A 25,583-nucleotide genomic window follows, 5' to 3' on the forward strand; every position below is an offset into this window, starting at 1 on the left:
GGTGGTAAGCCAATACCACCTTCCACCGACGAATCGTGGAAGGTGGTTCTGGATCAGTGCTGCTCGTCGGGCTTTTTCTTCAGCTTCGGATTCGGGAAGAACTGCACCGCCTGAACCGTTTTGTCCGGTGCCGGCTTGAGCGCGCTGGTGTTGACCCGCGTGCCCAATTCTTTCGGCACCGACAGCCCTTGGGCATTGAGCGTGTCGCTGTAGCCGCACGCCACGCATTCGCGGTGCGGGACATCGTCCTCGCTCCACATCATCAGCTTGTCCGGCTCGCTGCACGCCGGGCAGACCGCCCCGGCGATAAAGCGTTTTTTGGTCTTCACGGGTGCCTCACTCATGCTGCCGCGTCCTCACTCAGGCCGCTGTGGCGCAAGAGTGCGTCAATCGACGGCTCGCGGCCACGGAAGTCGACGAACAGCACCATCGGCGCCTGCGAACCTCCGCGGGCGAGGATCGCTTCGCGGAACGCGCGACCGGTGTCGGCATTGAGCACGCCGTCTTCTTCGAATTTGGAGAAGGCATCCGCCGACAGCACTTCCGCCCATTTGTAGCTGTAGTAACCCGCCGCGTAACCGCCGGCGAAGATGTGCGCGAAGCTGTTCGGGAAGCGGTTGTAGGCCGGAGGTCGCATTACCGAGACTTCGTTGCGTACGCCTTCCAGCACTTGCGCGACGCTGCGGCCGTCACCGTGGGTGGCGTGCAGTTCGAAGTCGAACAGCGAGAACTCCAGCTGACGCACCATCATCAGGCCGGACTGGAAGTTCTTCGCCGCGAGCATTTTTTCCAGCAGATCCTGCGGCAGCGGCTCGCCGGTTTCGTAGTGGCCGGAAATCAGCGCGAGGCCTTCCGGCTCCCAGCACCAGTTTTCCATGAACTGGCTCGGCAGCTCGACCGCGTCCCACGCCACGCCGTTGATACCGGAAACGCCGGCATGCTCGACGCGGGTCAGCAGGTGATGCAGGCCGTGGCCGAATTCGTGGAACAGGGTAGTCACTTCATCGTGGGTCAGCAGCGCAGGCTTGCCGCTGTCGGCCGGGGTGAAGTTGCACACCAGATTGGCTACCGGGCTTTGCAGCACGCCGTCGACGGTGCGGCGACGGTCGCGGGCGCCGTCCATCCACGCGCCGCCGCGCTTGTTGGCGCGGGCGTAGAGGTCGAAGAAGAAGCGGCCGACGTGCTGGCCGTTTTCCTTGATCTCGAACAGGCGTACATCCGGGTGCCAGGTGTCGAAGCCTTTCAGTTCGGCGATTTCGATGCCGTAAAGACGTTGAACGATGGCGAACAGACCGCCCAGCACTTTGTCGATCGGGAAGTAGGCGCGCAAGGTTTCCTGAGCGACGCTGTAACGCTGTTCACGGAGTTTTTCACCGTAGAAACCGCTGTCCCAGCTTTGCAGATCGGCGCAGCCCTGCTCGGCGGCGTAAGCCTTGAGCTGTTGCAGATCCTGGGCGGCGAACGGTTTGCTGCGCTTGGCCAGGTCGCGCAGGAAGCTCAGCACCTGATCGCTGGATTCAGCCATTTTGGTGGCCAGGCTCAGTTCGGAGAAGCTGGAAAAACCGAGCAGTTTTGCCAGTTCCTGACGCAGGTCGAGGATTTCGTCCATCACCGGGCCGTTGTCGTTCTGGCCGGCGTTCGGGCCTTGATCCGACGCACGGGTGCAGTAGGCGGCGTAGACTTCTTCGCGCAGCGCACGGTCCTGGGCGTAGGTCATCACCGCGTAGTAGCTCGGGAATTCCAGGGTGATCAGCCAGCCGTCGAGGCCTTTGGCCTGTGCGGCAGCAGCCATTTGCGCCTTGGCCGAATCGGTCAGGCCGGCGAGGGCGGCTTCGTCGGTCAGGTGCTTGGTCCAGGCCTGGGTGGCGTCGAGCAACTGGTTGGAGAAGCGGCTGCCCAGCTCGGACAGTTTGCTCTGCACTTCGGCGTAGCGTTTCTGATCGGCTTCGGGCAGGTCGATACCCGAGAGACGGAAATCGCGCAGCGCATGTTCCAGAATGGTTTTCTGGGCCACGTCGAAACCGGCGGCTTCCGGGCTGTTGGCCAAAGCTTCATAGGCCTGGAACAGCTCGCGATTCTGGCCCATTTCGGTGGAGTAGGCGCTCAAAGCCGGCAGGCACGACTCGTAGGCTTCACGCAGTTCGGCGCTGTTGCACACGGCATTGAGGTGGCTGACCGGACTCCAGGCAGCGCCCAGGCGATCATTGAGTTCGTCCATCGCCAGCACCAGCCCGGCCCAGGTCGGGTTCTGGCCCTGGGTCTTGAGGATTTCGGCGATGGCGGCGCGGTTGTCGGCCAGGATGGTTTCGATGGCCGGCTGCACGTGTTCGGCACGGATCGCGGAGAACGGCGGCAGGTCGTAGGACTGCAGAAGAGGGTTGTTCACGCTCACGGTTGGCACCTTGGCTGGAAGAAACATGCGCCCATCTTAATTACAATCGACACCCACCGCAGCTATCGGCGACAGAGAGAGAACTAATCGTGTCCCTTCGCAAGTACCAGAATCACACCCCACGCTTGAGCCAAGGCGCTTTTGTCGACGGCTCGGCGGTGGTGATCGGCGACGTCGAAATCGGCGAAGACAGCTCCGTGTGGCCGCTGACCGTGATCCGCGGCGACATGCACCGCATCCGCATCGGCGCGCGCACCAGCGTGCAGGATGGCTGTGTGCTGCACATCACCCACGCCGGCCCGTTCAATCCGGACGGTTTTCCGCTGTTGATTGGCGATGACGTGACCATCGCCCACAAGGTCATGCTGCATGGCTGCACCGTCGGCAGCCGCGTGTTGATCGGCATGGGCAGCATCGTCATGGACGGCGCGGTGGTCGAGGACGATGTGATCATCGGCGCCGGCAGCCTGGTGCCACCGGGCAAGCGCCTGGAAAGCGGTTTTCTGTACGTGGGCAGTCCGGTGAAACAGGTCCGCCCGCTGACCGACAAGGAAAACGCCTTTTTCACCTACAGCGCGGCGAACTACGTGAAGCTCAAGGACCTGCATCTGGCTGAAGGCTACGACCAGCTCTGACTTTTCTTTCTACCGCCCGGGATTTTTCATGCATTACCAGACCGTACTGTTCGACCTTGACGGCACCCTCACCGACCCGCGTGAGGGCATCACCCGCTCCATCCAGTTCGCCTTGAGCAAACTCGGCATCGACGAGCCGGATCTGACCAGACTGGAACACTTCATCGGCCCGCCGCTGTTGCAGGCGTTCATGCAGTTTTATGGTTTCGACGAAGCCAAGGCCTGGGAGGCGGTGAATTACTACCGCGAGCGCTTCAAGGTCACCGGCCTGTACGAGAACCGGGTGTTCGACGGCGTCACGCCGTTGTTGGAAACCTTGAGCAGCCAGGGCCGGCAGCTGTATATCGCGACGTCGAAGCCTTGGGTGTTCGCCCGGGAAATCGCCCGGCACTTTGATTTCGCCAAACACTTCAAGGTGATCTACGGCAGCGAACTGGACGGCACCCGTACCAACAAGGTCGAGCTGATTGCCCACCTGATCGCCGAGGAAAGACTGGACCCGGCCAGTACGTTGATGATCGGTGACCGCAAACACGATCTGATCGGTGCTCGCAGCAACGGTCTGGATGCGGCGGCCGTGGGTTACGGTTTTGGCAGCCATGAAGAGCTGAGCGCTGAAGCACCGGCGTATCACTTCGAGACGCTGGCGGAGCTGCATCAGGCGTTTTTGCAGCGCCAGTGATATCGCCTTCGCGGGCAAGCCCGCTCCCACAGGAAACCGAGTACCACTGCTGAAACACTGTCCCTGTGGGAGCGAGCTTGCTCGCGATGGGGCCAAAAAAGCCGCTGTAGATTTATGAGCCTGCCAGCACTTTCAAAGCCGACTTACGCTCAACGACTGGCAAGCCACCCAACTTCTCGACCTCTGCGTAAAACCTGACCCAATTCCCTTCGACCTGCCTGAACAACGCCGCAAACGCCGGCACCCACTGGTCATACAGCCCGAACGGCAACAACCGTGCATTGTTCAACGGCGCATTGACCCAGGCGTCATAGCGTTTGTCGCCGGCCCACTGGTCATCGCGCATCGCTCGGTAATCCTGTCGAAACCGTTCGAACTCCGCCGCCTTGCGCTCGCGCATCTGCGCTGTCGCCAATGGTTGTGAATAGAGTTTTTCGAGGCGTGAACGGGTATCGAGGATCAACTGAATGAATTGATCCCGCTGCTTGAGCTTCGAGTCGTTTTCCGGGGGCAAGCCCCGAAACGCTCGCCACTGCCGCGTACCTTCCTGCTCGACGAAGGTCGCGAAGGACTCGTTGAACTCGGTGTCGTCTTTCACATAGAAGCGCTGGTGGGCCAGCTCATGGAAGATCAGCGTCGCCAGACGCTCGTCGCCCCAGCCCATCATCGAATTGAGGATCGGGTCGTTGAACCAGCCGAGGGTCGAGTAGGCCTCGACGCCGCCGATCGACACGTCCATGCCTTGCAGGCGCTGAATCGCTGCTTCGCCCCGCGCCGCGCTCTGGCTGTAATAGCCGCGGTAGGCCACGCAACCGGCAATCGGGAAGCAATGGTTCTGCGGGCTCAGGGAAAACTCCGGGGTGGCGAACACATTCCACACGACAAACGGCCGGCCGATATCGGCGTAAAGGCGATAGCTTTGGTTGTCCGGCAGGTGCAGGTGTTCGCTGGCGAAGGCCCGGGCTTTCTGGGATTGGGCCAGGTGAGTGCGCAGCTTGGCATCGCGAGCCGGGTCTGCGATCACCTTGGCCACCGGCTCCCGCGCCCGCAAAAGCTGCAGCTGACCGCTGGCCAGCTGGCCGTAATAGCTCAGGCTTGAGCAACCGTTGAGCAACAAAATCATCACACCCGGAAACAAAACCCGCAAAACGCGATCAAGTAACCCATGGCTTGGAAGCGGCCTGATCAAAATAAGAAATCCCCCGGAAAGTCTGCCCAAGACTATCCCGCCCATTGGAGCTCCGCTATGCGCATGTTGATACTGACAGGAAGCGTGCTGACGCTGGCCGGTTGTGCCGGATTCGGAATGCCGTCCCCTGACCCCTCGCAAGCCTGGATCGATCTGGATGCCCGGCAACAGGACACGGCGTTGCAGGCGCTGGAAGTCGACAACAAGGCTTCCGTCGATCATCGTTACTTCGAAGTGCAGCCCGGCAGCCATGAGCTGAGGGTGCGTTATCAATTTCCGGTCGAGGCGACCAACATCGGCCCGGATGCCGAGCCGCTATGGCGTGATTGTCAGTTGAGCGTGAAATTCAACGATTTCAACGCCGGCCAGCGTTATCAGTTGCAGGCGGGAAGCATCGGTTTCCGCCCGTGGGCCAAACTCTACGATCAACAACGCAACGTGGTGGGCCAGGGCACGCCGGCAGGCTGCCAGCGAACCTGATCGGCGTTACGCTGGATGTCCGAACTCACGGATATTCATCATGCGCACGTTGATGCTGTTGCTCGCCGCCGGCCTGCTCGCTGGTTGCCAGACGCCCTTGCCCCCCGTTGACCCGAACATGGCCTGGGTCGAGTTCTCCACGCCGTCCCCGGGCGGGAAACTGCTGATGGCTGAGCGTCTCGACAACCAGCGACTGACTGACGGGCGTTTCTTCCAGGTAACGCCCGGCAGCCACGAGTTGCGGGTTCGCTTCGATTTTGAAGTGTTCGGGGGAGGTGGCAGCCTGATGACCGGCCCGGTGGAGCGCCTGTGTTATCTGACCATCCGCTACGATCATTTCGAAGCGGGGCAGCGCTACAGGCTGGAAGGCCGTTCTCTGGCCTTCACCCCGAGTGCCCGCCTGTATAACGACAAGCGGGAGATCGTCGCCGAGGATCGCGAAGTCAACTGCATCATCTGAAGCGTATCAGCGGTCGTTCTTCTGATAGATGACCTTTTTTGTGCCGTTGTCGCAGGTGCCAACAACCATGTTCTGGTCGTGGACTTCTTCATTGGTGACAATCTCGAGCGTATAGGAAGTGACTCCCTGAGCCTGGATCTTGGCTTCGATCTCGGCTTTCAGTTCTTCACAGGGTTTTGGTGCGGCCCAAACCGAGCTGGCCAGTGCCAGACCAAAAACCGCCAAGGCAAAACGTTTCATGGTTGAAGCTCCATCGAAGCAGCGCGCACGAAGATGCGCGAAAGCTGCTGTCACTTATTCGACCACATTTTTGCCTGGCGGGTTCTGATCCGGCTCAAGCAGTCAGCTGACCAGTGAGGCGTCGAGGCTGATTTTCGCATTCAGCACCTTGGACACCGGGCAACCTTCCTTGGCCTTGTTGCTCAGCTCCTCGAACTGCGCCTGGGTCGCTCCCGGAATTTTTGCCTTGAGAATCAGTTTCACTGCAGTGATCGCAAAGCCGCCGTCCACCTGATCCAGCGTGACCTCGGCCTGGGTGTCGATGCTGTCGGCCTTGAGCCCGGCGTCACCGAGAATCATCGAGAACGCCATGGAGAAACAGCCCGCATGGGCAGCGCCGATCAGTTCTTCCGGATTGGTACCCTTGCCGCCTTCGAAGCGCGCCTTGAAGCCGTAGGGCGCTTCACGCAGGACGCCGGTTTCGGTGGAAATCGAGCCGATGCCGGTTTTCAGGTCACCTTCCCAATGTGCGGATGCCTTCTTCACGATAGCCATGTGTGCCTCCTTCAAATCGGGCGCGAAACGCCGCGCCGTCGTGGTTTTTGCCTGCAAGGCTTCTGAGGATAGACGCCGGAACAAAGTTCAGCCCAAGTAAATCGTTGACTTTTTTAGTAGGAAATTTCGGATCGGCTATTGAAACTCGGGTATATGCCCTCATTGCACAGAACACGCTTATGAATTGGGCAGGTTTGCGTTCGCCAAGAACACACCTGCGCCCTCAATCGGAGATGCAGGTTTATGAAGCAACTGTCCGACGTAAAGTTTTCCACCCTCGACCTGGTGCCGGTGCGCGAGAACGGCAGCCCGGCCCAGTCGCTGCGCAACTCGCTGGATCTGGCACAGCACGTCGAAAAGTTCGGCTACACGCGGTTCTGGGTCGCCGAGCACCACAACATGGATGGCATCGCCAGTTCCGCCACCTCGGTGTTGCTGGGCTATCTGGCCGGCGGCACGTCGACCATCCGGGTCGGCTCTGGCGGTGTGATGCTGCCCAACCATGCGCCGCTGGTGATCGCCGAGCAGTTTGGCACCCTTGAAAGCCTCTATCCGGGTCGGATCGACCTCGGCCTGGGCCGTGCACCGGGTTCCGATCAGATGACTGCCCGTGCCCTGCGCCGCGAGCGCTCCGGCAGCGCCGATGATTTCCCTGAAGACGTGGCTGAACTGGCGCGCTTTCTCGGGCCGCGCACCCCTGATCAGCGCGTGATCGCGATGCCGGGCACCGGCACCAATGTACCGATCTGGCTGCTCGGCTCCAGCCTGTTCAGTGCGCAACTGGCCGGCGAGCGCGGTTTGCCCTACGCCTTCGCCTCGCATTTCGCTCCGCGCTTCATGCACGAGGCGATTCGCGTCTACCGCAATCACTTCAAGCCGTCAGCGGTACTCGATAAGCCGTACGTGATGCTCGGCGTGCCGCTGGTGGCCGCGGACACTGATGAACAGGCCGACTACCTGGCGACCTCGGTGTACCAACGAATCCTCGCGCTGATGCGTGGGCAAAGTCTGGTGCAGCGTCCGCCGGTAAAAACCATGGACGGCCTGTGGTTGCCCCACGAGCGTGAGGCGGTGGGGGATTTCCTCGGTCTGGCGATGGTCGGCAGTCCGCAGAAAATCCGCGCGAAACTCGAAGTGCTGATCGAACAGACCCAGGCTGATGAGCTGATCTTCACCTGCGACCTGTACGAACACGCCGACCGCCTGCACTCCTACGAGCTGCTGGCGCAGGTGATGAAGGGCTGAGCCCGATTGCCGTTCAAAAAAAAGCCGACGTATTGCGTCGGCTTTTGTTTTTCCGGCGTGATCAGTCGCGCTTGTAGACGATTTCCTTCGCACCGCCCTCGCACTTGCCGACGACCCTGCCGCCAGCTGCAGCACCTTTATCGACGATCTCCAGCGAATACCTGGAAACGCCCTTGGCATCGAGTTTGGCCGCAATTTCTGCCTTCAGTTCTTCACAAGGCTTGCCGGCAGCAAACGCACCACCCGCAAGGCTCAACAAACCTACTGCCAATATCAACTTCTTCATCGGTCGCACTCCCTGGTCGGATTTTAATTAAGGCGGGCATCGAGCCATTCTCTCGATGCGCTCACCTCGTAGCGCATTGCCATTCCTATGGCACTCGGCCAGCGCGCAAGTTCAGAAGCGTAGACCAAACTCAGCTGCTGGCAATCCGGAACCCGACTTTCAGGGTCACTTGAAAGTGCGCCGCCTTGCCGTCCTTGATGTGGCCGCGGGTTTCGGTCACTTCGAACCATTCCAGATGCTTGATGCTCTTGTTGGCCTCCGCCAGCGCATTGTTGATCGCGTCTTCGATGCTGGTGGTGGACGAACCGACCAGCTCGACTTTCTTGTAGGTGTGATGGTCACTCATGGTGTTCTCCTTGAAGTGTGCAATTGAGCCTAGCAGCGATTTGCCGTGTTGATTTCGGCGATCCGGGCGAGAGGAAGTTCAGATTTTCTGCACTTTCCAGAAACGCTGAAGTCCCAACCAACACACGCCACTCATCACCAATGCAGGAGAGCCACCATGGCCAACACCTCGTTACGCAAAGCCTCGTTGCAAAGCATGGAAGCGGAGATCGAGAGTCTGCTCAAATCGTTGGAAAGCCTGAAGGACGACGCTTCTGACGACTCGCGCAAGACCCTCAAGGCGCTGAAAAGCAATGCCGAAAGTGCGCTGAAACATTCGCGCAGCCTGCTTAGCGATGCCTACGAAGAAGTCAAAGTCAAAACCCGCGAGACCGGGATCGCCACCCGCGATTACGCACAGGAACACCCGTGGACGACTGCCGGTGTTGCGGTTGGTGCGCTGGGTCTTCTGGCCGCTTATCTGCTGTTCAAGCGCGGCGAGTGATCCGCCTGGCGCAGCTCGTTTCTGAGCCACTGCGCCAATTGCCGGGCGCGTCCGTCTGCGGCGCGCTTGGGTAGCCACAACGCCAGTTGCGCCGGGGTTTCACTGAAACCCCACGGCGCGACCAGGCGTCCGGCCTTCAAGTCTTCGGTCACCAGCGGCTCTGGCGCGATTGCCACGCCCAAGCCGGCGACGGCCGCTTCCAGCAAGTAATACAAGTGCTCGAAACCTTGCCCCAGTTTCAACGCCTTGGCGTCGAGGCCGCTCTGCTGCGCCCAGCTCGGCCAGGCTTGCGGGCGTGAAGTCGTGTGTAGCAAGGGCTCGTCGAGCAGGGCGATGGGCGGTGCTGAATGCAGGCGCTGGTAGCCGCTGAACAGCGGGCTCATGACCGGGCCGATGCGCTCGCTGGCCAGCTCATAGACTTGCATGTCTGCCGGCCATGGCGGCTCGGCGAACAGCAGCAATGCATCCAGCCCCGGGCGTCGTGGATCGAGATCGCCTTCGCCGGCTGACAGGTGCAGACGCAAATCCGGCAGATCGGCATTCAGCCTTCCCAGTCGCGGAATGAACCAGCGCGCCAGCAAGCTACCGGAGCAACCGAGCACGAACGGCGCATCGGCAGTGCTTTGGGTCAGTTCGGCGCAAACGCTGCGCAAGCGGTCGAACGCCTCGCCGCTGGCATCGCGCAGACGGATGCCGGCATCTGTGAGTTTCAGGCCACGACCGTCCTTGACGAAAAGACTGACGCCGAGATGCTCTTCCAGCACCTTGAGCTGGCGGCTGACCGCACCGTGAGTCACGTGCAGTTGCTCCGCAGCCTGGCTGACACTGTTCAGGCGGGCGGTGGCTTCGAAGGCGCGCAGGGCGTTCAGCGGGGGAAGGTCATGGCTCATGATATCTGTGAGTTTTCCTGACAGGTTGTGGCGATCTTATCGGTTTTCAGCCTGGAAGGTCAGGGGTAGAGTGAACGCCATTGTCTTCTCGTGAAATCCGCTGGAGCGAACCATGACCCAGACTTCGAACACCTCCGATCTGCGTAACGGCCCTGACGCCAACGGCCTGTTTGGCTCGTTCGGCGGCCGTTACGTTGCCGAAACCCTGATGCCGTTGATCCTCGACCTGGCCCGCGAATACGAAGCAGCCAAGGAAGATCCGGCGTTCAAAGAAGAATTGGCCTACTTCCAGCGTGACTATGTCGGACGTCCGAGCCCGCTGTATTTCGCCGAGCGCCTGACCGAGTTCTGCGGTGGCGCCAAGATCTACCTCAAGCGCGAAGAGCTGAACCACACCGGCGCGCACAAGATCAACAACTGCATCGGCCAGATCCTGCTGGCGCGGCGCATGGGCAAAAAACGCATCATCGCCGAGACCGGCGCCGGCATGCACGGCGTGGCCACTGCCACCGTGGCTGCGCGTTTCGGTCTGGACTGCGTGATCTACATGGGCACCACTGACATCGAACGCCAACAGGCCAACGTGTTCCGCATGAAGCTGCTGGGCGCCGAGGTGATCCCGGTGGTCGCCGGCACCGGCACCCTGAAAGACGCAATGAACGAAGCGCTGCGTGACTGGGTGACCAACGTCGACAGCACCTTCTACCTGATCGGCACCGTGGCCGGTCCGCACCCTTACCCGGCCATGGTTCGCGACTTCCAGGCGGTGATCGGCAAGGAAACCCGCGATCAACTGCAAGCCCAGGAAGGCCGCCTGCCGGACAGCCTGGTGGCGTGCATCGGCGGCGGTTCCAACGCCATGGGCCTGTTCCACCCGTTCCTCGACGACAAGAGCGTTGAAATCATCGGTGTCGAAGCCGCCGGTTACGGCATCGAGACCGGCAAGCACGCGGCCAGCCTCAACGGCGGTGTACCGGGTGTGCTGCACGGCAACCGCACCTTCCTGCTGCAGGACGACGATGGTCAGATCATCGACGCCCACTCGATTTCCGCCGGCCTCGACTATCCGGGCATCGGCCCTGAGCACGCGTGGTTGCATGACATCGGCCGCGTCCAGTACACCTCGGTGACCGACGATGAAGCCCTGGCTGCGTTTCACCAGTGCTGCCGTCTGGAAGGGATCATCCCGGCACTGGAAAGCGCCCACGCCCTGGCCGAAGTATTCAAACGCGCACCGAAACTGCCGAAGGATCACCTGATGGTGGTCAACCTGTCCGGTCGCGGCGACAAAGACATGCAGACCGTCATGCACCACATGGAACACTCTCAACAAGAGCAATCCAAGCAGGAGAAACACTGATGAGCCGCCTGCAAACCCGCTTTGCCGAACTCAAGGAACAGAACCGCGCCGCCCTGGTGACCTTCGTCACGGCTGGCGACCCGGACTACGACACCTCGCTGGCGATCCTCAAAGGCCTGCCGAAAGCCGGTGCCGACGTGATCGAGCTGGGCATGCCGTTCACCGACCCGATGGCCGACGGCCCGGCGATTCAGCTGGCGAACATCCGTGCCTTGGGCGCCAAGCAGAACCTGACGAAAACCCTGCAAATGGTCCGCGAGTTCCGCAAGGACAACAGCGACACGCCGCTGGTGCTGATGGGTTACTTCAACCCGATCCACAAGTTCGGCGTCGAGCGCTTCATCGCCGAAGCCAAAGAGGCTGGGGTTGATGGCCTGATCGTGGTCGACATGCCACCGGAGCACAACTCGGAGCTGTGCGATCCGGCCCAGGCGGCGGGCATCGACTTCATCCGTCTGACCACCCCGACCACCGATGATGCGCGTCTGCCAAAAGTGTTGAACGGCAGCTCCGGCTTTGTTTACTACGTGTCGGTTGCCGGTGTGACCGGTGCCGGTGCGGCGACGCTGGAACACGTCGAGGAAGCGGTGGCGCGTCTGCGTCGTCATACCGATCTGCCGATCAGCATCGGTTTTGGTATACGCACGCCGGAGCAGGCCGCGTCCATTGCGCGTCTGGCCGATGGTGTGGTGGTGGGTTCGGCACTGATCGATCACATCGCCAACGCGACCACACCGGACCAGGCCATCGACGGCGTGCTGAGCCTTTGCTCGGCGCTGTCCGAAGGCGTGCGTAAGGCTCGCGTCAGCTGAAGGTAAAGTTCCTGATACAGAGGAATTAGGGCCTCGCGGCACAGACTAATTGAGCAAGACCGAGGGGTTCAGAGCCACGTTCTGAACCCCTTTTTGCTGTCAGTGCAGTGAGGAAAGACCCGATGAAAATGCCGAAACGTCTGATTGCCAGTCTGGGCGTGCTGATGATCAGCGCGACGCCGCTACTGGCCAGCGCCGATCCGCGCGACGATCACGACCACGGCGGCCCGCAGCAGGGCCACTACGACAATCGAGGTGGCGATCACCATGATTGGCAAAGCAACCATCGCGGCGGCCCGCCACCTCGCGACTTCGGCCCGGTGCGTCAGGTGATCCGTGACAATCATGGCTATTTCGTTCGCGGTGCGCCGCCACCTCCAGGCATCCATCTGGTACGTGGCCGACCGCTGCCCCATGGCTATTACGGCGAGCGGCTGGATAACCGGGCGTTGAGTCGCCTGCCGTATTACCCGGGTTATGAATGGCGTCGTGCCGGCGGTGACATCGTGCTGATCGCGGTGGGCACCGGGATCGTTTACGAAGTGCTGGATGGCGTTCTTTACTGATCGTCAGGCAATGAAAAAGACCGCAGCCTTCACAGGCTGCGGTCTTTTGTTTTCGGGGCCGTTGTTTTTCAGGGCAACTCGAGTCCGCCCGAGGCCTTGTGCAATTTGCGCAGATGCTCGCCGATCTGCTTCACGTTAGCCTCGCTGGCCGCAATCTCGGCCGCTCGTTTGGGCTCCAGCAACGCGCGTACTTCCTTATCGAGATCGCCGGTCAGTGCCAGCAATTGTTTCTGGCGCTGGCTGCTTTCGGCTTCCAGGCGGCTGAACTCGCTCGGTTGCGGCAGGCCATAACCTCGGGAGTCGAGCAGTTCTGCCGGTCGGCTGAGGAAGCCGCTGTTGGCGAGGATCTGCTGCAAGGTCGCGTTGGCCTTGTCCATGCCACCGTTCTCCAGCTCCCGGGCGCCGAGGTAGCGTTGCTTGACCTCATCCTGAGCCAGCAACAGTTGGCGGCGGAAACTGGCTTGCTCCAGCAATAACAGCGCAGCGCTGGTGCGCAGGTCAGCCCGTTCGAACCATGGACGACGCTCCTCGGCAGACAGCGAAAGCCATTCTTCAACGGTTGTCTGCTTGATCGGCAATTGCTTCTTCAAAACGTCGAACATCGCCTGATAACGATCACGGAACGAGTCGAAGCGATAACCCAGGCGCAACGCCTCTTTCGGATCATCGAGCACGCTGGTGTCAGCCAGGCCTCGGCCCTTCAGCACTTCCAGCAAACCGTTGGGCATGATGCTGTCGAGGCCGGTGAGCCGGGCGTTGTTGCTGCCGCTGCGCAACAGTTTCAGGCCTTCCACCGCACAGTTGTTGGAGAGGAAGAAGTAATTGCCGTCGTAGCTCCAGTGCATTTCGGCGGCGTGTTCGACTACGCCCTCGATTTCGCTGCGCGAGAGATTCAGCGGCACCGACGCCAGGCTGCGCAGTTCGGTCTTGGTGTATTCGTCGATCACCTGCGCCAGCGGCAACACAAATAGACGCGACGGGTACTTGCCGACCAGCCCGTCCCAGCTCGACAGCTGTACGTCACCGACGAAGGCGCGGTATGACAGCACCAGATGCTGGTCCAGATCCAGTCGGCAGTCCGGCCCGCGCGGTCGGCCCGGTGCGCAGATCACCAGACGCAGCATGCTGTGGCCCCAACGGCTGACCCAGTTCTGGTTGGCTTCGGCCAAAAGGTAATCCACCGCGTACACGCGTTCCGGATCGACCTGGCCCAGGGGCTGTTTGGCAAAGTCGTTGCCGGCATTGAGGAAGGCGAAAGTTTTGGCGCATTCATCCTTTGCCGGCGGTGCCCAGCCGAAGTGCTGCTGGTAATAGCGATACAGCGCCGGGCGGCGGCAGGCGTAGCTCGGGTCGAGGAGGAAATACTCCATGTTGACCGCGACAAACTCCTTCGGGCTGGAGATTTCGTAAAGGTCGGGGCTGCGAGCGATCTGCCGGTTGTGCTGTTCACGTTCGCCACGACGGCCAACGTATTGCTGCCAGCCGGCGAGATCGAGCAGGCGTGGATCATCGCTGAGGGTGAAGCGGCGACCGTTCTGGCCGCGGCACTCATCGGGAATGCCGATCAGCCCGGCGCTGTTGTTGCGGCGGGTACAGCGCTGGATCAGCGTGCGTTCGGCCGCCGGCCACAAGCGCGCGCGATCGTAAATGTGGGTGATTTCGTGCAGCACCGTGGCCAGCAGTTCCCGGCGAACGGTGCCGTGGGGGCGATTGGTTTTTTGAGTGGCCGCGCTGCCATCGGTGAGGCTGGCGAGCAGTTTGCGGTTCAGGTCCAGCTCGGAGACGAGCGTCGCCTGACCATAGGCGTTGCCGGGCATGTCGTCGGTCCAGCCGACATCGATGCGCCGGTCCAGGCGTTCAATGAAGCTCGGCGGCAATGCCTGCATGGCCTCATCTAGCAGCGCCTGGCTGGCCTGTTGTTGGGCGGGGCTCAGGCCATCGGTCTTGAGCCGCAATTGCAGGCCGGCGTGGGCGCTGTTGCCAAGCAGCAACAACGCCCCGGCCAGCAGCCAGGCGCCGAGTGACCTCACAGTGCGAGGATGGCTTCGGCGAGTACCTGATCACTGGCGTCGCGGGCTTCCGGCACGCGGGTGCGCAAGGTATTGAAGGCCGCCTCCAGGTTTGCACCACGGATATCACCGTCGCTGGCCACGAAACTGGCAGCGTCGTCGTGGGCTTCGCGGATGATTTTCGAATCGCGAATCGACGTAGTGGTGTCGGAGGTGAAATCGATGGTGCGCTGGGAGGCGCGGACGATGATGTTACTGGTGGCTACCAGGGTGTGTGCCTGGGCCATATCGGCCAACAACAGCAGGCCAAGGGCGGCAGCAATCAGCGGGCTACGCATGGAACGACTCCGAAAGGACAGGGATGACTATTGGACGAGAATTGCCTGTGCCAGTTCAAGGTCGCTGACATGAAGTTTTGGCCGACTCTTGCGCAGGTAATGCAGGGCGGATTCGAGCTGTGCGCCGCGCATCTGGCCGTCACTGGCAACGAACGCTGCGGCATCGTCGTGCGCGGCGACGATCAGTTTACGGTCGAACGGCGCGGAAGACACCATGCCGGTGGCCCAGACACTGACCACAGTGTTCTGTGTGGACACGTCGAAGGCGTCTGCCAGAGGAGCCCAGCAGGCGGTGATCAGTACAGAGGGGATAAGCAGATTTGTAAGAAAACGCATGGGACTCGGCAACTGTTGGCGAGTCCCAAGGCTAGCGCAATGCCCGGACTAGAGCCAGCGCCGAAACATCGGGACACGACCGGCGTGCCCCGCGATGTTTCTGTCGCTTAGATCGTCAGGATGGCTTGGGCCAACTGTGCGTCGGTCGCGTTCAGCTGCGGAGCCTGATGACGGATGTGATCGAGTGCGCTCTCCAGTTTCACGCCACGGATCTCGCCTTCGCTGGCCACGAAGCTGGCAGCGTCGTCACGGGCAGCGAGCACGATCTTGTCGTCACGAAAGGACGAGGTGACGTCGGAGGTGGCATCGGAAGAGGACTTCAGTGCGCCAACCACGGCGTCGGTGGTCACGATGAAGCTGGTGGCGCTGGCGTTGGCAGCGACGGCCAGCAGGGCGGCAGCGCTGAACAGGCGAAGACGGGACATGGGAGAACTCCTGTGGATAAACCGTATTGAGAGGTGGCTCGGTGTCTGAAGGTCAGACGCCAGTCGCACAGCATTCGCCACGTTCTGCATGGATCTTAGGCTTCCGTTCGGGATTCGCACAGTGGTCAGGATGCTGGCCTGAACACATTTTGCGTAACTGTACTTGTTATTAATCTGTTTTTAGAAAACTGTACCTGTCTGGTGTTTCAGGCTGGATATTCAGATTTTTCTGCCCTGAAACAACAAGACCCGTCGCGGTTTCCCGCGACGGGTCTTGTGTGTTCAATTCGGGTTGCTGGCGGTGGGTCTAGCGACCAGAGCCAGCGACGCTGATTAGCGCCAGAACGGCTTGCTCAGCTCTTCGTAGCGTTGTGCTTCGCTGATACCGGCATCGGCCAGCAGACGCGAATCCAGACGAGCCAGTTGATGGCGGCTGGAGATGCGGCGCTGCCACAACATCAGGTTGGCGATAACGCGCAGAGGCAGGGAAGCCTGGGTTTTTACAGCTTTGTCTTCGAAGAACAGTTCGGAACTGAGTGTACGTTCCATGGTTGACATCCTTCCGCTTGTGGCGGGATTAGGTAGTGGTTTAACTGGTGCCCATGATCCTCTCGTTTGGCCAGACTCTCTAGATACAGTTCACCTGTATTGTGAGTGACCAGTTAACTGTTTATAGGGGGTGTACGGGTCAAAATTGCGCAAACTGTACCTGTCTGCGCTTATTTGGTGCATTTTTACCCAGTTCGATGATTAGAGTAGGCAAAAGCCGTAGGAAAAGACCGGTACAGCAGTACAGTTTTTGACGGCTATGGCGGTTTTCAAAATTCCGCTGACGAAACTGTGTTTGCGCCAGCGGAAAATCTGTGCGGATTACACCGCCAGCATGCGTCCGGTTTCTTCCAGATTGATGTGCCAGCTCAGGGCGTCACGCAGGATGTGCGGGGTGTGACCGCCGATCGCACAGGCTTTTTCGAAGTAATCGTTCAGCGCCGGGCGGTAATCCGGGTGCACGCAATTATCGATGATGACCCGGGCGCGTTCCCGTGGCGCCAGGCCGCGAAGGTCGGCCAGGCCCACCTCGGTCACCAGGATGTCGACGTCATGTTCGGTATGGTCGACGTGGCTGACCATCGGCACCACGCTGGAAATCGCGCCACCCTTGGCGATCGACTTGGTCACGAACACCGCCAGGTGTGCGTTGCGCGCGAAGTCGCCCGAGCCGCCGATGCCGTTCATCATCCGCGTGCCGCAGACATGGGTGGAGTTGACGTTGCCATAGATGTCGAACTCAAGGGCGGTGTTGATGCCGATGATACCCAGGCGCCGCACCACTTCCGGGTGGTTGGAGATCTCTTGCGGGCGCAGTACCAGTTTGTCCTTGTACTTCTCCAGGTTGCCGAACACGTCGCTGTTGCGCCGCTCCGACAGGGTGATCGAGCTGCCCGAGGCGAAGCTCAGCTTGCCCGCATCAATCAGGTCAAAGGTCGAGTCCTGCAGCACTTCGGAATACATGGTCAGGTCTTCGAACGGCGAATCGATCAGCCCGCACATCACCGCGTTGGCGATGTTGCCGATGCCGGCCTGCAACGGGCCGAGCTTGTTGGTCATGCGCCCGGCATCGACTTCCTGCTTGAGGAAGGTGATCAGGTGATCGGCGATGGCTTTGGTATCGACATCCGGCGATGACACGGTGGACGGCGAGTCCGACTGTTGGGTGATGACGATGGCGACGATTTTCTCCGGCGGGATCGGGATCGCAGTGCTGCCGATGCGGTCGTCGACCTTTACCAGCGGAATGGGCGTGCGGGTCGGGCGATAGGTCGGAATGTAGATGTCATGCAGACCTTCGAGGTTGGCGTTGTGCGCCAGGTTGATCTCGACGATCACGTGTTTGGCGAAGATCGCGAAGCTCGCCGAGTTGCCCACCGAAGTGGTCGGCACGATATGGCCCTGTTCGGTGATGGCCACGGCTTCGATCACGGCGATGTCCGGCAGCTTCAGCTGCTGGTTGCGCAGTTGTTCGACGGTTTCCGAGAGGTGCTGGTCGATGAACATCACTTCGCCGGCGTTGATCGCCTTGCGCAAGGTGCTGTCGACCTGGAACGGCATGCGCCGCGACAGGACGCCGGCCTCGGTCAGTTGCTTGTCGAGGTCGTTGCCCAGGCTGGCGCCGGTCATCAGGCTGATCTTCAGCGGCGTGACCTTGGCTCGCTCGGCCAGCGCATGGGGCACGGCCTTGGCTTCGCCAGCGCGGGTGAAGCCGCTCATGCCGACGGTCATGCCGTCCTCAATCAGCGCAGCGGCGTCGGCGGCGCTCATCACTTTATCCAACAACGAAGGCAGGCGAATACGGTCACGGTACATGGATTATTTTCTCGGGCAGCGAGTAGCAGGATGCGCAGTCTAGTGAATTTCGCGAGCGCCTGTCCCGCTACCAAGGTCGCAAACGAGGCGTCTATTTAGCGGGTTTCAAGTAAAACACCGTTACTGGATCTGCAACAACGCGGCAAATTGTCCGACGGTTTGCGCAAATAAAAACGCCCCGACAAGTCGGGGCGTCTGGTATTGCCGGCGAGGCTTACTCGACCGCTTTGACCATGTCTTCGATGACTTTTTTCGCGTCGCCGAACACCATCATGGTCTTGTCCAGGTAGAACAGTTCGTTGTCCAGACCGGCATAGCCGCTGGCCATCGAGCGCTTGTTGACGATGATGGTCTTGGCCTTGAACGCTTCGAGGATCGGCATGCCGGCAATCGGCGATTTCGGATCGTTCTTGGCGGCCGGGTTGACCACGTCGTTGGCGCCCAGCACCAGCACCACGTCGGCCTGACCGAACTCGGAGTTGATGTCTTCCATCTCGAACACCTGGTCGTATGGCACTTCGGCCTCGGCCAGCAGTACGTTCATGTGGCCAGGCATCCGACCGGCCACCGGGTGGATCGCATACTTCACGGTCACGCCATGGTGGGTCAGCTTCTCGGTCAGCTCTTTCAAGGCGTGCTGTGCGCGAGCCACCGCCAAGCCGTAACCCGGAACAATGATCACAGTGTCGGCGTTGGTCAGCAGGAAAGTCGCGTCGTCAGCCGAACCGGATTTCACCGGACGGGCTTCCTTCTCACCGGCAGGGCCGGCATCTGCTGTATTGCCGAAACCGCCGAGCAGTACATTAAAGAAGGAACGGTTCATCGCCTTGCACATGATGTACGAGAGGATCGCACCGCTGGAGCCCACCAGGGAGCCGGCAATGATCAGCATCGAGTTGTTCAGCGAGAAGCCGATCCCCGCCGCTGCCCAGCCGGAATAGCTGTTGAGCATCGACACCACCACCGGCATGTCGGCGCCGCCGATCGGGATGATGATCAGCACGCCCATGACGAATGCCAAGGCCAGCATCAGTGCGAACGCGGCGAGGTTGCCGGTCAGCATGAAGGTGACGCCGAGGATCAGCGTCGCCAGACCCAGTACTGCGTTCAGCTTGTGCTGACCGCTGAACTGTACCGGTGCGCCCTGGAACAGGCGGAACTTGTACTTGCCCGACAGCTTGCCGAAAGCGATCACCGAACCGGAGAAGGTGATTGCACCGATGGCTGCGCCGAGGAACAGCTCCAGACGGTTACCCGCCGGGATCGAGTCGCCCAGTTGCTTGACGATGCCCAGCGACTGCGGCTCGACCACGGCCGCAATGGCGATGAACACCGCTGCCAGGCCGATCATGCTGTGCATGAACGCAACCAGTTCCGGCATCTTGGTCATTTCAACGCGCTTGGCCATGATCGAACCGGCGGTGCCGCCGATCAGCAGGCCGACAATTACATAACCGATGCCTGCGGTCGCCAGCTCAGCGCCCAGCTTATAGATGAGGCCGACCGTGGTGATGATTGCCAGCGCCATGCCGAGCATACCGAACAGGTTGCCGCGGCGCGACGTGGTCGGGTGCGACAGCCCCTTGAGGGCCTGGATGAAGCAGATCGACGCGATCAGGTAGAGCGTCGTGACGAGGTTCATGCTCATTACTTAGGCGCCTCTTCTTTTGCTTTCGGGGCTTTCTTCTTGAACATCTCAAGCATGCGGCGGGTCACCAGGAAGCCACCGAACACGTTGACCGCGGCCAGTGCCACGGCGAGGGTGCCCATGGTCTTGCCCAGCGGGGTGACGGTCAGTGCGGCCGCGAGCATGGCGCCGACGATCACGATCGCCGAAATGGCGTTGGTCACTGCCATCAAAGGCGTATGCAGCGCGGGTGTAACGTTCCAGACCACGTGGTAACCGACATAAATCGCCAGCACGAAGATGATCAGGTTGTAGATACCGGGGGAGATAAGCTCTTCCATCGTCTGAATCCCTGCTTAGGCGTTTTTGCGGATGACTTGGCCGTCGCGGCACATCAGGCACGCGGCGACGATGTCGTCTTCGAGGTTCACTTCGAACTGGCCTTCTTTGGTGAAGACCAGCTTCAGGAAGTCCAGCAGGTTGCGTGCGTACAGCGCCGAGGCGTCTGCGGCGACTTCACCGGCCAGATTGGTCGGGCCGACGATGGTCACGCCGTTCTCGATCACGACCTGATCGGCCACGGTCAGCGGGCAGTTGCCACCCTGGGCTGCCGCGAGGTCGATGACCACCGAGCCGGGTTTCATCTGCGCCACGGTGTCCGCGCTCAACAGCGTCGGCGCCTTGCGGCCCGGAATCAGTGCGGTGGTGATGACGATGTCAGCCTGCTTGGCGCGCTCGTGCACGGCCTGGACCTGACGCTGCATCCAGCTCGCCGGCATCGGGCGTGCGTAACCGCCGACGCCGACCGCGCATTCGCGTTCTTCATCGGTTTCGTAAGGCACGTCGACGAACTTGGCGCCGAGGGACTCGATCTGTTCCTTCACGGCCGGACGTACGTCGGACGCTTCGATGACGGCGCCCAGACGTTTCGCCGTGGCAATCGCCTGCAACCCGGCCACACCGGCCCCCAGAATCAGCACGCGCGCCGCTTTCACGGTGCCCGCAGCAGTCATCAGCATCGGCATGAAGCGCGGATAGTAGTGAGCGGCCAGCAGCACGGCCTTATAGCCGGCAATGTTCGCCTGGGACGACAGCACGTCGAGGCTCTGGGCCCGGGAGGTACGTGGCGCCGCTTCCAGGGCGAACGCGGTAATCCCGCACTCGGCCATCTTCGCGATGGTGTCGTTGTTGAACGGGTTGAGCATGCCCACCAGCACCGTTCCGCGCTTGATCAGCGGCAGTTCGGCATCGCTTGGCGCGACCACTTTGAGAATCAGCTCGGCGCCAAACGCGTCATTGGCACTGCCAATGGTTGCGCCTGCCGCTTCATAGGCACTGTCGACAACGCTGGCTTTAACGCCGGCGCCGGTTTGCACAGTGACCTTATGACCTTGGCTGATCAGCTTTTTAATGGTTTCCGGGGTTGCAGCAACCCGTGTTTCACCGGTCTGGGTTTCGAGAGGAACACCAATGTGCACGTCAAATCTCCTGCGTGATCTTATTGAGTAAACCCATGCACTACGGATGGTGCGACTGGGGCGGCCGATCAGCACGATCCCGCCAAATCAGGGCGGGGCGCGGCATTTTGCAGGCGAAGTTTATGCCCTTCAAGGGATTATGACGGGTGACGGAAAATTAACTACAAGTCATCCCGTGACCGAATGTCGCAGATGGCCAGTTGAATCCCTTGCAGGCCGTGCCTTTCAAGGAGTCTGGATGAATTTGGAGAATTTTCTCATCGGTGACGTGAATAGGTCGCAATGAGTCGCGAATGAGGGCGCAAAGCCACGTCGGCAGGCGCTTGTGGGACGTCTGTACGACTTTCGGATACAGTCTGTCTATTTGCGACAAATAGTTATATCTGTAGGGCTTTTATTTTCCTGACTACGAGGTTAGTAATCGTTGGAAGCCTTTATTCTTCGGGGTTGTAGCTGTGTGCCTGGTTCACCAGCCAGTCGCGAAAAGCCTTCAGTGACGCTGATTCGACCTTTCGCTCCGGAATCATCAGGTAATACGCCTTGATGCTGGAGAGCGCGTTCGGGTTGGCAATCACCAGGCGTTTCTCGGCCAGTTCGCGCTGAATGAGGAATGGTGGGATCAGCGCGATGCCCATGTCGTGCATGGCGGCCTGGGCCAGCATGGAGAATAGCTCGTAGCGCGGACCTGTCATGTCGCGGGGAATGTTCAGGTGTTGCGAGTTGAACCACTGTCGCCAGGCGTACGGGCGGGTGGTTTGCTGGAGCAGCGGCAGATCGGCGATCTCATCGGGTGTCAGATGCGTCTTGTTGCCGAGCAGGGCAGGACTGCACACCGGCATCGGATTCTCGCCCATCAACCTGTGGGATTCGGTACCGGACCAGTCGGCGTCGCCGAAGTAGATCGCCGCGTCGAAATCGGTGTCGGCAAACAGGAACGGGCGCGTGCGGTTGGTCAGGTTGACTGTCACCTCCGGATGCTTGAGCTGGAAGTCCTTCAGTCTTGGCAGCAGCCATTGCGTGCCGAAGGTGGGCACCACGGCGAGCTCGATCACATTGGTGCCTTGCTGACCCATCACCGACAGGGTGTCGCGCTCAACGGCATCTAGCTGAGTCGCTACACGGCGGCTGTAGGAAAGCCCCGCTTCGGTCAGCTTCACTCCGCGACGCGAGCGTCGGAACAGTTCGACGCTGAGGAAGTCCTCGAGGCTGGCGATCTGTCGACAAATGGCGCCCTGTGTGAGGGAAAGTTCTTCGGCGGCCTTGGTAAAGCTCTCGTGTCGGGCGGCGGCTTCGAAGCTGATCAGGGAGGTGGTGCTGGGTATCTTGCGGCGCATGTACGTCAACCTCACTAATACATTGCTTAATCGGCATTTCGCGACGTTTCGGAGTGAGAAATTAGCACAACAGGATGCAAAAACCTCGTTTGCCGGGATGGCGAAGCGGGCCTAGGATCAATGCCACGTTAATTCACCCGATTTGCGAGGACTCACTCATGGGCGGCAAAGCTAGCTTCAACTGGATCGATCCCCTGCTGCTGGATCAACAGCTGACTGAAGAAGAACGCATGATCCGCGACACTGCCGAGCAATTCGCCCAGCAGAGCCTCGCGCCGCGCGTTCTTGAAGCCTTCCGCCATGAGAAGACCGATCCGGCGATCTTCCGTGAAATGGGTGAGGTCGGCCTGTTGGGCGCGACCATCCCCGAGCAGTACGGTGGCAGCGGCCTCAACTACGTCAGCTATGGCCTGATTGCCCGTGAAGTCGAGCGTGTCGACTCTGGCTACCGTTCGATGATGAGCGTGCAGTCTTCGCTGGTGATGGTGCCGATCAACGAATTCGGTACCGAAGCACAGAAACAGAAGTACCTGCCGAAACTGGCTTCCGGGGAGTGGATCGGCTGCTTCGGTCTGACCGAACCGAACCACGGTTCTGACCCGGGCGCGATGATTACGCGTGCACGCAAAGTGGAAGGCGGCTACAGCCTGACCGGCGCCAAGATGTGGATCACCAACAGCCCGATCGCCGATGTGTTCGTGGTCTGGGCCAAAGACGATGCCGGCGACATCCGTGGTTTCGTTCTGGAGAAGGGCTGGAAAGGCCTGAGCGCTCCGGCGATTCACGGCAAGGTCGGCCTGCGGGCTTCGATCACCGGCGAAATTGTCATGGACAATGTGTTCGTGCCGGAAGAGAACATCTTCCCGGATGTGCGTGGACTGAAAGGTCCGTTCACCTGCCTCAACTCCGCACGTTATGGCATCTCCTGGGGGGCGCTGGGTGCTGCCGAGTTCTGCTGGCACACCGCTCGCCAGTACACCCTGGATCGTCAGCAGTTCGGCCGTCCGTTGGCTGCCACTCAGTTGATCCAGAAGAAGCTGGCTGACATGCAGACCGAGATCACTCTGGCGCTGCAAGGCTGTCTGCGTCTGGGTCGCATGAAGGATGAGGGCACTGCTGCGGTTGAAATCACTTCGATCATGAAGCGCAACTCTTGCGGCAAGTCTCTCGAGATCGCCCGAATGGCGCGTGACATGTTGGGCGGCAACGGGATCTCTGATGAGTTCGGGGTGGCCCGTCACCTGGTCAACCTGGAAGTGGTGAATACCTATGAAGGTACTCACGACGTTCACGCGCTGATCCTCGGTCGTGCGCAGACCGGTCTGCAGGCGTTCTATTAATAGGAGAGCGACCATGGGCGCGCTGTCGCATCTGCGGGTACTGGATTTATCGCGAGTGCTGGCCGGCCCATGGGCTGGTCAGATCCTGGCCGATCTCGGGGCGGAAGTGATCAAGGTCGAGCGCCCGGGCAATGGTGACGACACTCGCGCCTGGGGGCCGCCCTTCCTGAAGGACGCTTACGGCGAGAACACCAGCGAGGCGGCTTATTACCTGTCGGCCAACCGCAACAAACAATCGGTGACGATCGACTTCACGCGTCCCGAGGGTCAGAAGCTGGTAAGGGAGTTGGCAGCCAAGTCCGACATCCTGATCGAGAACTTCAAGGTGGGTGGTCTGGCGGCCTATGGCCTGGATTACGAGTCGTTGAAGGCGATCAATCCTGATCTGATTTATTGCTCGATCACCGGTTTTGGTCAAACCGGACCATATGCCAAGCGTGCGGGTTATGACTTCATGATCCAGGGGCTCGGCGGGCTGATGAGTCTGACCGGGCGGCCTGAAGGTGATGAGGGTGCGGGGCCGGTGAAGGTGGGTGTGGCGCTAACGGATATCCTGACGGGGCTGTATTCGACCGTGGCGATCCTGGCGGCGCTGGCTCATCGTGATCACGATGGCGGCGGTCAGCACATCGATATGGCGCTGCTGGATGTTCAGGTGGCGTGCCTGGCCAACCAGGCGATGAACTACCTGACGACGGGCACTGCGCCAAAGCGGCTGGGTAATGCGCATCCGAACATCGTGCCGTATCAGGATTTTCCTACGGCCGATGGCGACTTCATTCTTACCGTGGGCAATGACGGGCAGTTCCGCAAATTCGCCGAAGTGGCCGGACAGCCGCAGTGGGCGGACGATCCGCGTTTCGCGACTAATAAGTTGCGGGTGGCGAACCGTGCGGTGCTGATTCCGCTGATTCGTCAGGCGACGGTTTTCAAGACTGCTGCCGAGTGGGTGGCTCAGCTTGAGCAGGCGGGTGTACCGTGTGGACCGATCAATGATCTGTCACAGGTGTTCGAGGATCCACAGGTGAAGTCTCGCGGGTTGGCGATTGAGCTGCCTCACGCGCTGGCGGGGATGGTGCCGCAGGTGGCCAGCCCGATCCGGTTGTCACGCACGCCTGTCGAGTATCGCCATGCGCCTCCTTTGTTGGGCGAGCATACGTTGGAGGTTTTGCAGCGGGTGCTGGGTCTTGGGGCTGGAGCAGTGGCTGCGATGAAAGAGGATGGAGTGCTCTGATGGTTCTCTCCATATAGAAGGGATACTGAATCCTTCTTCTATATAGAGGGAGTTGGATGTTTTTTGACCTGTCTGCAAGTTATTGAAAGAAAAGCGAAATTAAGGGTTGACGGCAGATTCTGAGTCTCTATAATTCGCCCCACTTCCGGCGCAGTCGAAACGGAAAACTCCCTGAAATTCAATGAGTTAAGTAAGTTTCGAGGCGGGTCGCTTCAGTTCGTCGAAGCCTGGAAGGAGTTGGAAATGCCGGTCTGTTTGGCGCTTTCAACGGTTCGATCTTCTCGATCTTCTCGATCTTCTCGGTCGAAAGCGGAGAAAAAGAGGTGTTGACAGCAGCGTGTAACGCTGTAGAATTCGCCTCCCGCTAACGAGAGATCGGAAGCGCAAGTGGTTGAAGTTGTTGAAGAAATCTTCGAAAACTTCTGAAAATAATCACTTGACAGCAAATGAGGCTGCTGTAGAATGCGCGCCTCGGTTGAGACGAAAGATCTTAACCAA

Annotated in this window: 30 protein-coding genes; 11 read left to right on the forward strand and 19 right to left on the reverse strand. The window is 60.3% G+C overall.

Translation table 11 applies throughout. The annotated features are described in order from the left end of the window. Window positions 1–53: 53 nt before the first annotated feature. Together ACTJK7_RS17865 and prlC are read right to left on the reverse strand one after the other, a co-directional pair. Window positions 54–344 (reverse strand): YheV family putative zinc ribbon protein, encoded by a 291-nt coding sequence (locus tag ACTJK7_RS17865; protein WP_007953955.1) that lies wholly within the window; start codon window positions 342–344, stop codon window positions 54–56. Continuing rightward, a complete protein-coding gene (gene prlC / locus ACTJK7_RS17870) occupies window positions 341–2,419 on the reverse strand; it encodes an oligopeptidase A (RefSeq protein WP_199912997.1) in 2,079 nt (692 codons plus the stop codon). The genes ACTJK7_RS17865 and prlC overlap by 4 nt, the downstream gene beginning before the upstream one ends. Window positions 2,420–2,481: 62 nt before the next feature. Here prlC and ACTJK7_RS17875 point away from each other — a divergent pair, with 62 nt between their 5' ends. Both ACTJK7_RS17875 and ACTJK7_RS17880 read left to right on the forward strand, forming a co-directional pair. Then, window positions 2,482–3,027, forward strand: coding sequence for a gamma carbonic anhydrase family protein (locus ACTJK7_RS17875; RefSeq protein WP_064379538.1), 546 nt, complete (start codon window positions 2,482–2,484; stop codon window positions 3,025–3,027). Between the two features lie 28 nt (window positions 3,028–3,055). Next, window positions 3,056–3,709, forward strand: coding sequence for an HAD family hydrolase (locus ACTJK7_RS17880; protein ID WP_064379536.1), 654 nt, complete (start codon window positions 3,056–3,058; stop codon window positions 3,707–3,709). A gap of 112 nt (window positions 3,710–3,821) precedes the next feature. On the opposite strand, the gene ACTJK7_RS17885 is transcribed toward ACTJK7_RS17880, so the two are convergent. After that, window positions 3,822–4,898: an aminopeptidase gene (locus ACTJK7_RS17885; protein ID WP_108558942.1), complete on the reverse strand. Its 1,077-nt coding sequence runs from the start codon at window positions 4,896–4,898 to the stop codon at window positions 3,822–3,824. A gap of 57 nt (window positions 4,899–4,955) precedes the next feature. On the opposite strand from ACTJK7_RS17885, the gene ACTJK7_RS17890 reads away from it, so the two are divergent. Beyond that, window positions 4,956–5,378: a PA0061/PA0062 family lipoprotein gene (locus ACTJK7_RS17890; RefSeq protein ID WP_108558943.1), complete on the forward strand. Its 423-nt coding sequence runs from the start codon at window positions 4,956–4,958 to the stop codon at window positions 5,376–5,378. A gap of 40 nt (window positions 5,379–5,418) precedes the next feature. After that, a complete protein-coding gene (locus ACTJK7_RS17895; RefSeq protein ID WP_108558944.1) occupies window positions 5,419–5,838 on the forward strand; it encodes a PA0061/PA0062 family lipoprotein in 420 nt (139 codons plus the stop codon). A 6-nt stretch (window positions 5,839–5,844) separates the two neighbouring features. On the opposite strand, the gene ACTJK7_RS17900 is transcribed toward ACTJK7_RS17895, so the two are convergent. Both ACTJK7_RS17900 and ACTJK7_RS17905 read right to left on the reverse strand, forming a co-directional pair. Next, on the reverse strand, window positions 5,845–6,078 hold the full coding sequence (locus ACTJK7_RS17900; protein ID WP_108558945.1) for a DUF1161 domain-containing protein: 234 nt from the start codon (window positions 6,076–6,078) through the stop codon (window positions 5,845–5,847). A gap of 102 nt (window positions 6,079–6,180) precedes the next feature. After that, on the reverse strand, window positions 6,181–6,612 hold the full coding sequence (locus ACTJK7_RS17905; RefSeq protein ID WP_011331817.1) for an OsmC family protein: 432 nt from the start codon (window positions 6,610–6,612) through the stop codon (window positions 6,181–6,183). 243 nt (window positions 6,613–6,855) lie between these two features. Here ACTJK7_RS17905 and ACTJK7_RS17910 point away from each other — a divergent pair, with 243 nt between their 5' ends. Further along, window positions 6,856–7,857 carry an LLM class flavin-dependent oxidoreductase gene (locus ACTJK7_RS17910; RefSeq protein ID WP_039764807.1) on the forward strand — a complete coding sequence of 334 codons (1,002 nt, stop codon included), beginning with the start codon at window positions 6,856–6,858 and terminating at the stop codon, window positions 7,855–7,857. 61 nt (window positions 7,858–7,918) lie between these two features. On the opposite strand, the gene ACTJK7_RS17915 is transcribed toward ACTJK7_RS17910, so the two are convergent. After that, window positions 7,919–8,143, reverse strand: coding sequence for a DUF1161 domain-containing protein (locus ACTJK7_RS17915; RefSeq protein ID WP_064379341.1), 225 nt, complete (start codon window positions 8,141–8,143; stop codon window positions 7,919–7,921). A 130-nt stretch (window positions 8,144–8,273) separates the two neighbouring features. Further along, complete coding sequence (locus tag ACTJK7_RS17920; RefSeq protein WP_005783406.1) at window positions 8,274–8,489, reverse strand: dodecin; 216 nt, start codon at window positions 8,487–8,489, stop codon at window positions 8,274–8,276. Between the two features lie 156 nt (window positions 8,490–8,645). Between ACTJK7_RS17920 and ACTJK7_RS17925 the strand changes: the two genes are divergently transcribed. After that, window positions 8,646–8,972: a DUF883 family protein gene (locus ACTJK7_RS17925; RefSeq protein ID WP_440779322.1), complete on the forward strand. Its 327-nt coding sequence runs from the start codon at window positions 8,646–8,648 to the stop codon at window positions 8,970–8,972. Here ACTJK7_RS17925 and ACTJK7_RS17930 read toward each other — a convergent pair. Continuing rightward, window positions 8,945–9,862: a LysR family transcriptional regulator gene (locus tag ACTJK7_RS17930; RefSeq protein ID WP_108558946.1), complete on the reverse strand. Its 918-nt coding sequence runs from the start codon at window positions 9,860–9,862 to the stop codon at window positions 8,945–8,947. The two genes, ACTJK7_RS17925 and ACTJK7_RS17930, sit on opposite strands and share 28 nt — an antisense overlap. 112 nt (window positions 9,863–9,974) lie before the next feature. On the opposite strand from ACTJK7_RS17930, the gene trpB reads away from it, so the two are divergent. The 3 genes from trpB (at window position 9,975) to ACTJK7_RS17945 (ending at window position 12,600) form a co-directional block, all read left to right on the forward strand. Further along, entirely contained in the window at window positions 9,975–11,222 is a 1,248-nt protein-coding gene (gene trpB / locus ACTJK7_RS17935) for a tryptophan synthase subunit beta (protein ID WP_064379337.1), read from the forward strand. Further along, window positions 11,222–12,034 (forward strand): tryptophan synthase subunit alpha, encoded by an 813-nt coding sequence (gene trpA, locus ACTJK7_RS17940; RefSeq protein WP_197869029.1) that lies wholly within the window; start codon window positions 11,222–11,224, stop codon window positions 12,032–12,034. The genes trpB and trpA overlap by 1 nt, the downstream gene beginning before the upstream one ends. 122 nt (window positions 12,035–12,156) lie before the next feature. Next, window positions 12,157–12,600, forward strand: coding sequence for an anti-virulence regulator CigR family protein (locus tag ACTJK7_RS17945; RefSeq protein WP_064379331.1), 444 nt, complete (start codon window positions 12,157–12,159; stop codon window positions 12,598–12,600). A gap of 68 nt (window positions 12,601–12,668) precedes the next feature. On the opposite strand, the gene ACTJK7_RS17950 is transcribed toward ACTJK7_RS17945, so the two are convergent. From ACTJK7_RS17950 to ACTJK7_RS17995, 10 genes are all read right to left on the reverse strand, one after another. Continuing rightward, the gene (locus ACTJK7_RS17950; RefSeq protein WP_108558948.1) at window positions 12,669–14,630 is read right to left on the reverse strand and encodes a DUF7844 domain-containing protein; all 1,962 of its coding nucleotides are present in this window, start codon (window positions 14,628–14,630) and stop codon (window positions 12,669–12,671) included. Continuing rightward, window positions 14,627–14,947, reverse strand: a complete 321-nt coding sequence (locus tag ACTJK7_RS17955; RefSeq protein ID WP_007953910.1) for a DUF2388 domain-containing protein — start codon at window positions 14,945–14,947, stop codon at window positions 14,627–14,629. Before ACTJK7_RS17955 ends, ACTJK7_RS17950 begins: the two co-directional genes overlap by 4 nt. Window positions 14,948–14,974: 27 nt before the next feature. Beyond that, the gene (locus tag ACTJK7_RS17960) at window positions 14,975–15,283 is read right to left on the reverse strand and encodes a DUF2388 domain-containing protein (protein WP_108558949.1); all 309 of its coding nucleotides are present in this window, start codon (window positions 15,281–15,283) and stop codon (window positions 14,975–14,977) included. Window positions 15,284–15,390: 107 nt separating this feature from the next. Further along, window positions 15,391–15,708 carry a DUF2388 domain-containing protein gene (locus tag ACTJK7_RS17965; RefSeq protein ID WP_064379326.1) on the reverse strand — a complete coding sequence of 106 codons (318 nt, stop codon included), beginning with the start codon at window positions 15,706–15,708 and terminating at the stop codon, window positions 15,391–15,393. 333 nt (window positions 15,709–16,041) lie between these two features. Then, window positions 16,042–16,257, reverse strand: a complete 216-nt coding sequence (locus ACTJK7_RS17970; protein ID WP_011331828.1) for a DUF1127 domain-containing protein — start codon at window positions 16,255–16,257, stop codon at window positions 16,042–16,044. Window positions 16,258–16,578: 321 nt separating this feature from the next. After that, window positions 16,579–18,072 (reverse strand): acetyl-CoA hydrolase/transferase family protein, encoded by a 1,494-nt coding sequence (locus tag ACTJK7_RS17975; RefSeq protein ID WP_074689736.1) that lies wholly within the window; start codon window positions 18,070–18,072, stop codon window positions 16,579–16,581. A 214-nt stretch (window positions 18,073–18,286) separates the two neighbouring features. After that, window positions 18,287–19,720 (reverse strand): NAD(P)(+) transhydrogenase (Re/Si-specific) subunit beta, encoded by a 1,434-nt coding sequence (locus ACTJK7_RS17980; RefSeq protein WP_085613551.1) that lies wholly within the window; start codon window positions 19,718–19,720, stop codon window positions 18,287–18,289. Continuing rightward, window positions 19,720–20,040 carry an NAD(P) transhydrogenase subunit alpha gene (locus ACTJK7_RS17985; protein WP_003220416.1) on the reverse strand — a complete coding sequence of 107 codons (321 nt, stop codon included), beginning with the start codon at window positions 20,038–20,040 and terminating at the stop codon, window positions 19,720–19,722. The genes ACTJK7_RS17980 and ACTJK7_RS17985 overlap by 1 nt, the downstream gene beginning before the upstream one ends. A gap of 15 nt (window positions 20,041–20,055) precedes the next feature. Then, window positions 20,056–21,177: a Re/Si-specific NAD(P)(+) transhydrogenase subunit alpha gene (locus ACTJK7_RS17990; RefSeq protein ID WP_108558952.1), complete on the reverse strand. Its 1,122-nt coding sequence runs from the start codon at window positions 21,175–21,177 to the stop codon at window positions 20,056–20,058. 434 nt (window positions 21,178–21,611) lie between these two features. Continuing rightward, window positions 21,612–22,511 carry a LysR family transcriptional regulator gene (locus ACTJK7_RS17995; RefSeq protein WP_108558954.1) on the reverse strand — a complete coding sequence of 300 codons (900 nt, stop codon included), beginning with the start codon at window positions 22,509–22,511 and terminating at the stop codon, window positions 21,612–21,614. Between the two features lie 158 nt (window positions 22,512–22,669). On the opposite strand from ACTJK7_RS17995, the gene ACTJK7_RS18000 reads away from it, so the two are divergent. Beyond that, window positions 22,670–23,851 carry an acyl-CoA dehydrogenase gene (locus ACTJK7_RS18000; RefSeq protein ID WP_064379316.1) on the forward strand — a complete coding sequence of 394 codons (1,182 nt, stop codon included), beginning with the start codon at window positions 22,670–22,672 and terminating at the stop codon, window positions 23,849–23,851. Between the two features lie 13 nt (window positions 23,852–23,864). Continuing rightward, window positions 23,865–25,085 (forward strand): CaiB/BaiF CoA transferase family protein, encoded by a 1,221-nt coding sequence (locus ACTJK7_RS18005; protein ID WP_108558956.1) that lies wholly within the window; start codon window positions 23,865–23,867, stop codon window positions 25,083–25,085. 212 nt (window positions 25,086–25,297) lie between these two features. On the opposite strand, the gene ACTJK7_RS18010 is transcribed toward ACTJK7_RS18005, so the two are convergent. Further along, window positions 25,298–25,583: hypothetical protein (locus ACTJK7_RS18010; protein ID WP_440819231.1), on the reverse strand; the 286-nt coding region annotated here is incomplete at its 5' end.

This window comes from Pseudomonas sp. 22085 (genome assembly GCF_052045815.1).
Taxonomy (GTDB): Bacteria; Pseudomonadota; Gammaproteobacteria; order Pseudomonadales; family Pseudomonadaceae; genus Aquipseudomonas; species Aquipseudomonas glycinae.

Coding starts and splice junctions, on each gene's coding strand:
- ACTJK7_RS17985 (WP_003220416.1), bottom strand. CDS start 20,040: ATGGAAGAGCTTATCTCCCCCGGTATCTACAACCTGATCATCTTCGTG.
- ACTJK7_RS17995 (WP_108558954.1), bottom strand. CDS start 22,511: ATGCGCCGCAAGATACCCAGCACCACCTCCCTGATCAGCTTCGAAGCC.
- ACTJK7_RS17880 (WP_064379536.1), top strand. CDS start 3,056: ATGCATTACCAGACCGTACTGTTCGACCTTGACGGCACCCTCACCGAC.
- ACTJK7_RS17905 (WP_011331817.1), bottom strand. CDS start 6,612: ATGGCTATCGTGAAGAAGGCATCCGCACATTGGGAAGGTGACCTGAAA.
- ACTJK7_RS17890 (WP_108558943.1), top strand. CDS start 4,956: ATGCGCATGTTGATACTGACAGGAAGCGTGCTGACGCTGGCCGGTTGT.
- ACTJK7_RS17920 (WP_005783406.1), bottom strand. CDS start 8,489: ATGAGTGACCATCACACCTACAAGAAAGTCGAGCTGGTCGGTTCGTCC.
- ACTJK7_RS17955 (WP_007953910.1), bottom strand. CDS start 14,947: ATGCGTAGCCCGCTGATTGCTGCCGCCCTTGGCCTGCTGTTGTTGGCC.
- ACTJK7_RS17910 (WP_039764807.1), top strand. CDS start 6,856: ATGAAGCAACTGTCCGACGTAAAGTTTTCCACCCTCGACCTGGTGCCG.
- prlC (WP_199912997.1), bottom strand. CDS start 2,419: ATGTTTCTTCCAGCCAAGGTGCCAACCGTGAGCGTGAACAACCCTCTT.
- ACTJK7_RS18000 (WP_064379316.1), top strand. CDS start 22,670: ATGGGCGGCAAAGCTAGCTTCAACTGGATCGATCCCCTGCTGCTGGAT.
- ACTJK7_RS17980 (WP_085613551.1), bottom strand. CDS start 19,720: ATGAGCATGAACCTCGTCACGACGCTCTACCTGATCGCGTCGATCTGC.
- ACTJK7_RS17945 (WP_064379331.1), top strand. CDS start 12,157: ATGAAAATGCCGAAACGTCTGATTGCCAGTCTGGGCGTGCTGATGATC.
- trpA (WP_197869029.1), top strand. CDS start 11,222: ATGAGCCGCCTGCAAACCCGCTTTGCCGAACTCAAGGAACAGAACCGC.
- ACTJK7_RS17895 (WP_108558944.1), top strand. CDS start 5,419: ATGCGCACGTTGATGCTGTTGCTCGCCGCCGGCCTGCTCGCTGGTTGC.
- ACTJK7_RS17915 (WP_064379341.1), bottom strand. CDS start 8,143: ATGAAGAAGTTGATATTGGCAGTAGGTTTGTTGAGCCTTGCGGGTGGT.
- ACTJK7_RS17925 (WP_440779322.1), top strand. CDS start 8,646: ATGGCCAACACCTCGTTACGCAAAGCCTCGTTGCAAAGCATGGAAGCG.
- ACTJK7_RS17970 (WP_011331828.1), bottom strand. CDS start 16,257: ATGGAACGTACACTCAGTTCCGAACTGTTCTTCGAAGACAAAGCTGTA.
- ACTJK7_RS17960 (WP_108558949.1), bottom strand. CDS start 15,283: ATGCGTTTTCTTACAAATCTGCTTATCCCCTCTGTACTGATCACCGCC.
- ACTJK7_RS17900 (WP_108558945.1), bottom strand. CDS start 6,078: ATGAAACGTTTTGCCTTGGCGGTTTTTGGTCTGGCACTGGCCAGCTCG.
- ACTJK7_RS17865 (WP_007953955.1), bottom strand. CDS start 344: ATGAGTGAGGCACCCGTGAAGACCAAAAAACGCTTTATCGCCGGGGCG.
- ACTJK7_RS17965 (WP_064379326.1), bottom strand. CDS start 15,708: ATGTCCCGTCTTCGCCTGTTCAGCGCTGCCGCCCTGCTGGCCGTCGCT.
- trpB (WP_064379337.1), top strand. CDS start 9,975: ATGACCCAGACTTCGAACACCTCCGATCTGCGTAACGGCCCTGACGCC.
- ACTJK7_RS17975 (WP_074689736.1), bottom strand. CDS start 18,072: ATGTACCGTGACCGTATTCGCCTGCCTTCGTTGTTGGATAAAGTGATG.
- ACTJK7_RS18005 (WP_108558956.1), top strand. CDS start 23,865: ATGGGCGCGCTGTCGCATCTGCGGGTACTGGATTTATCGCGAGTGCTG.
- ACTJK7_RS17930 (WP_108558946.1), bottom strand. CDS start 9,862: ATGAGCCATGACCTTCCCCCGCTGAACGCCCTGCGCGCCTTCGAAGCC.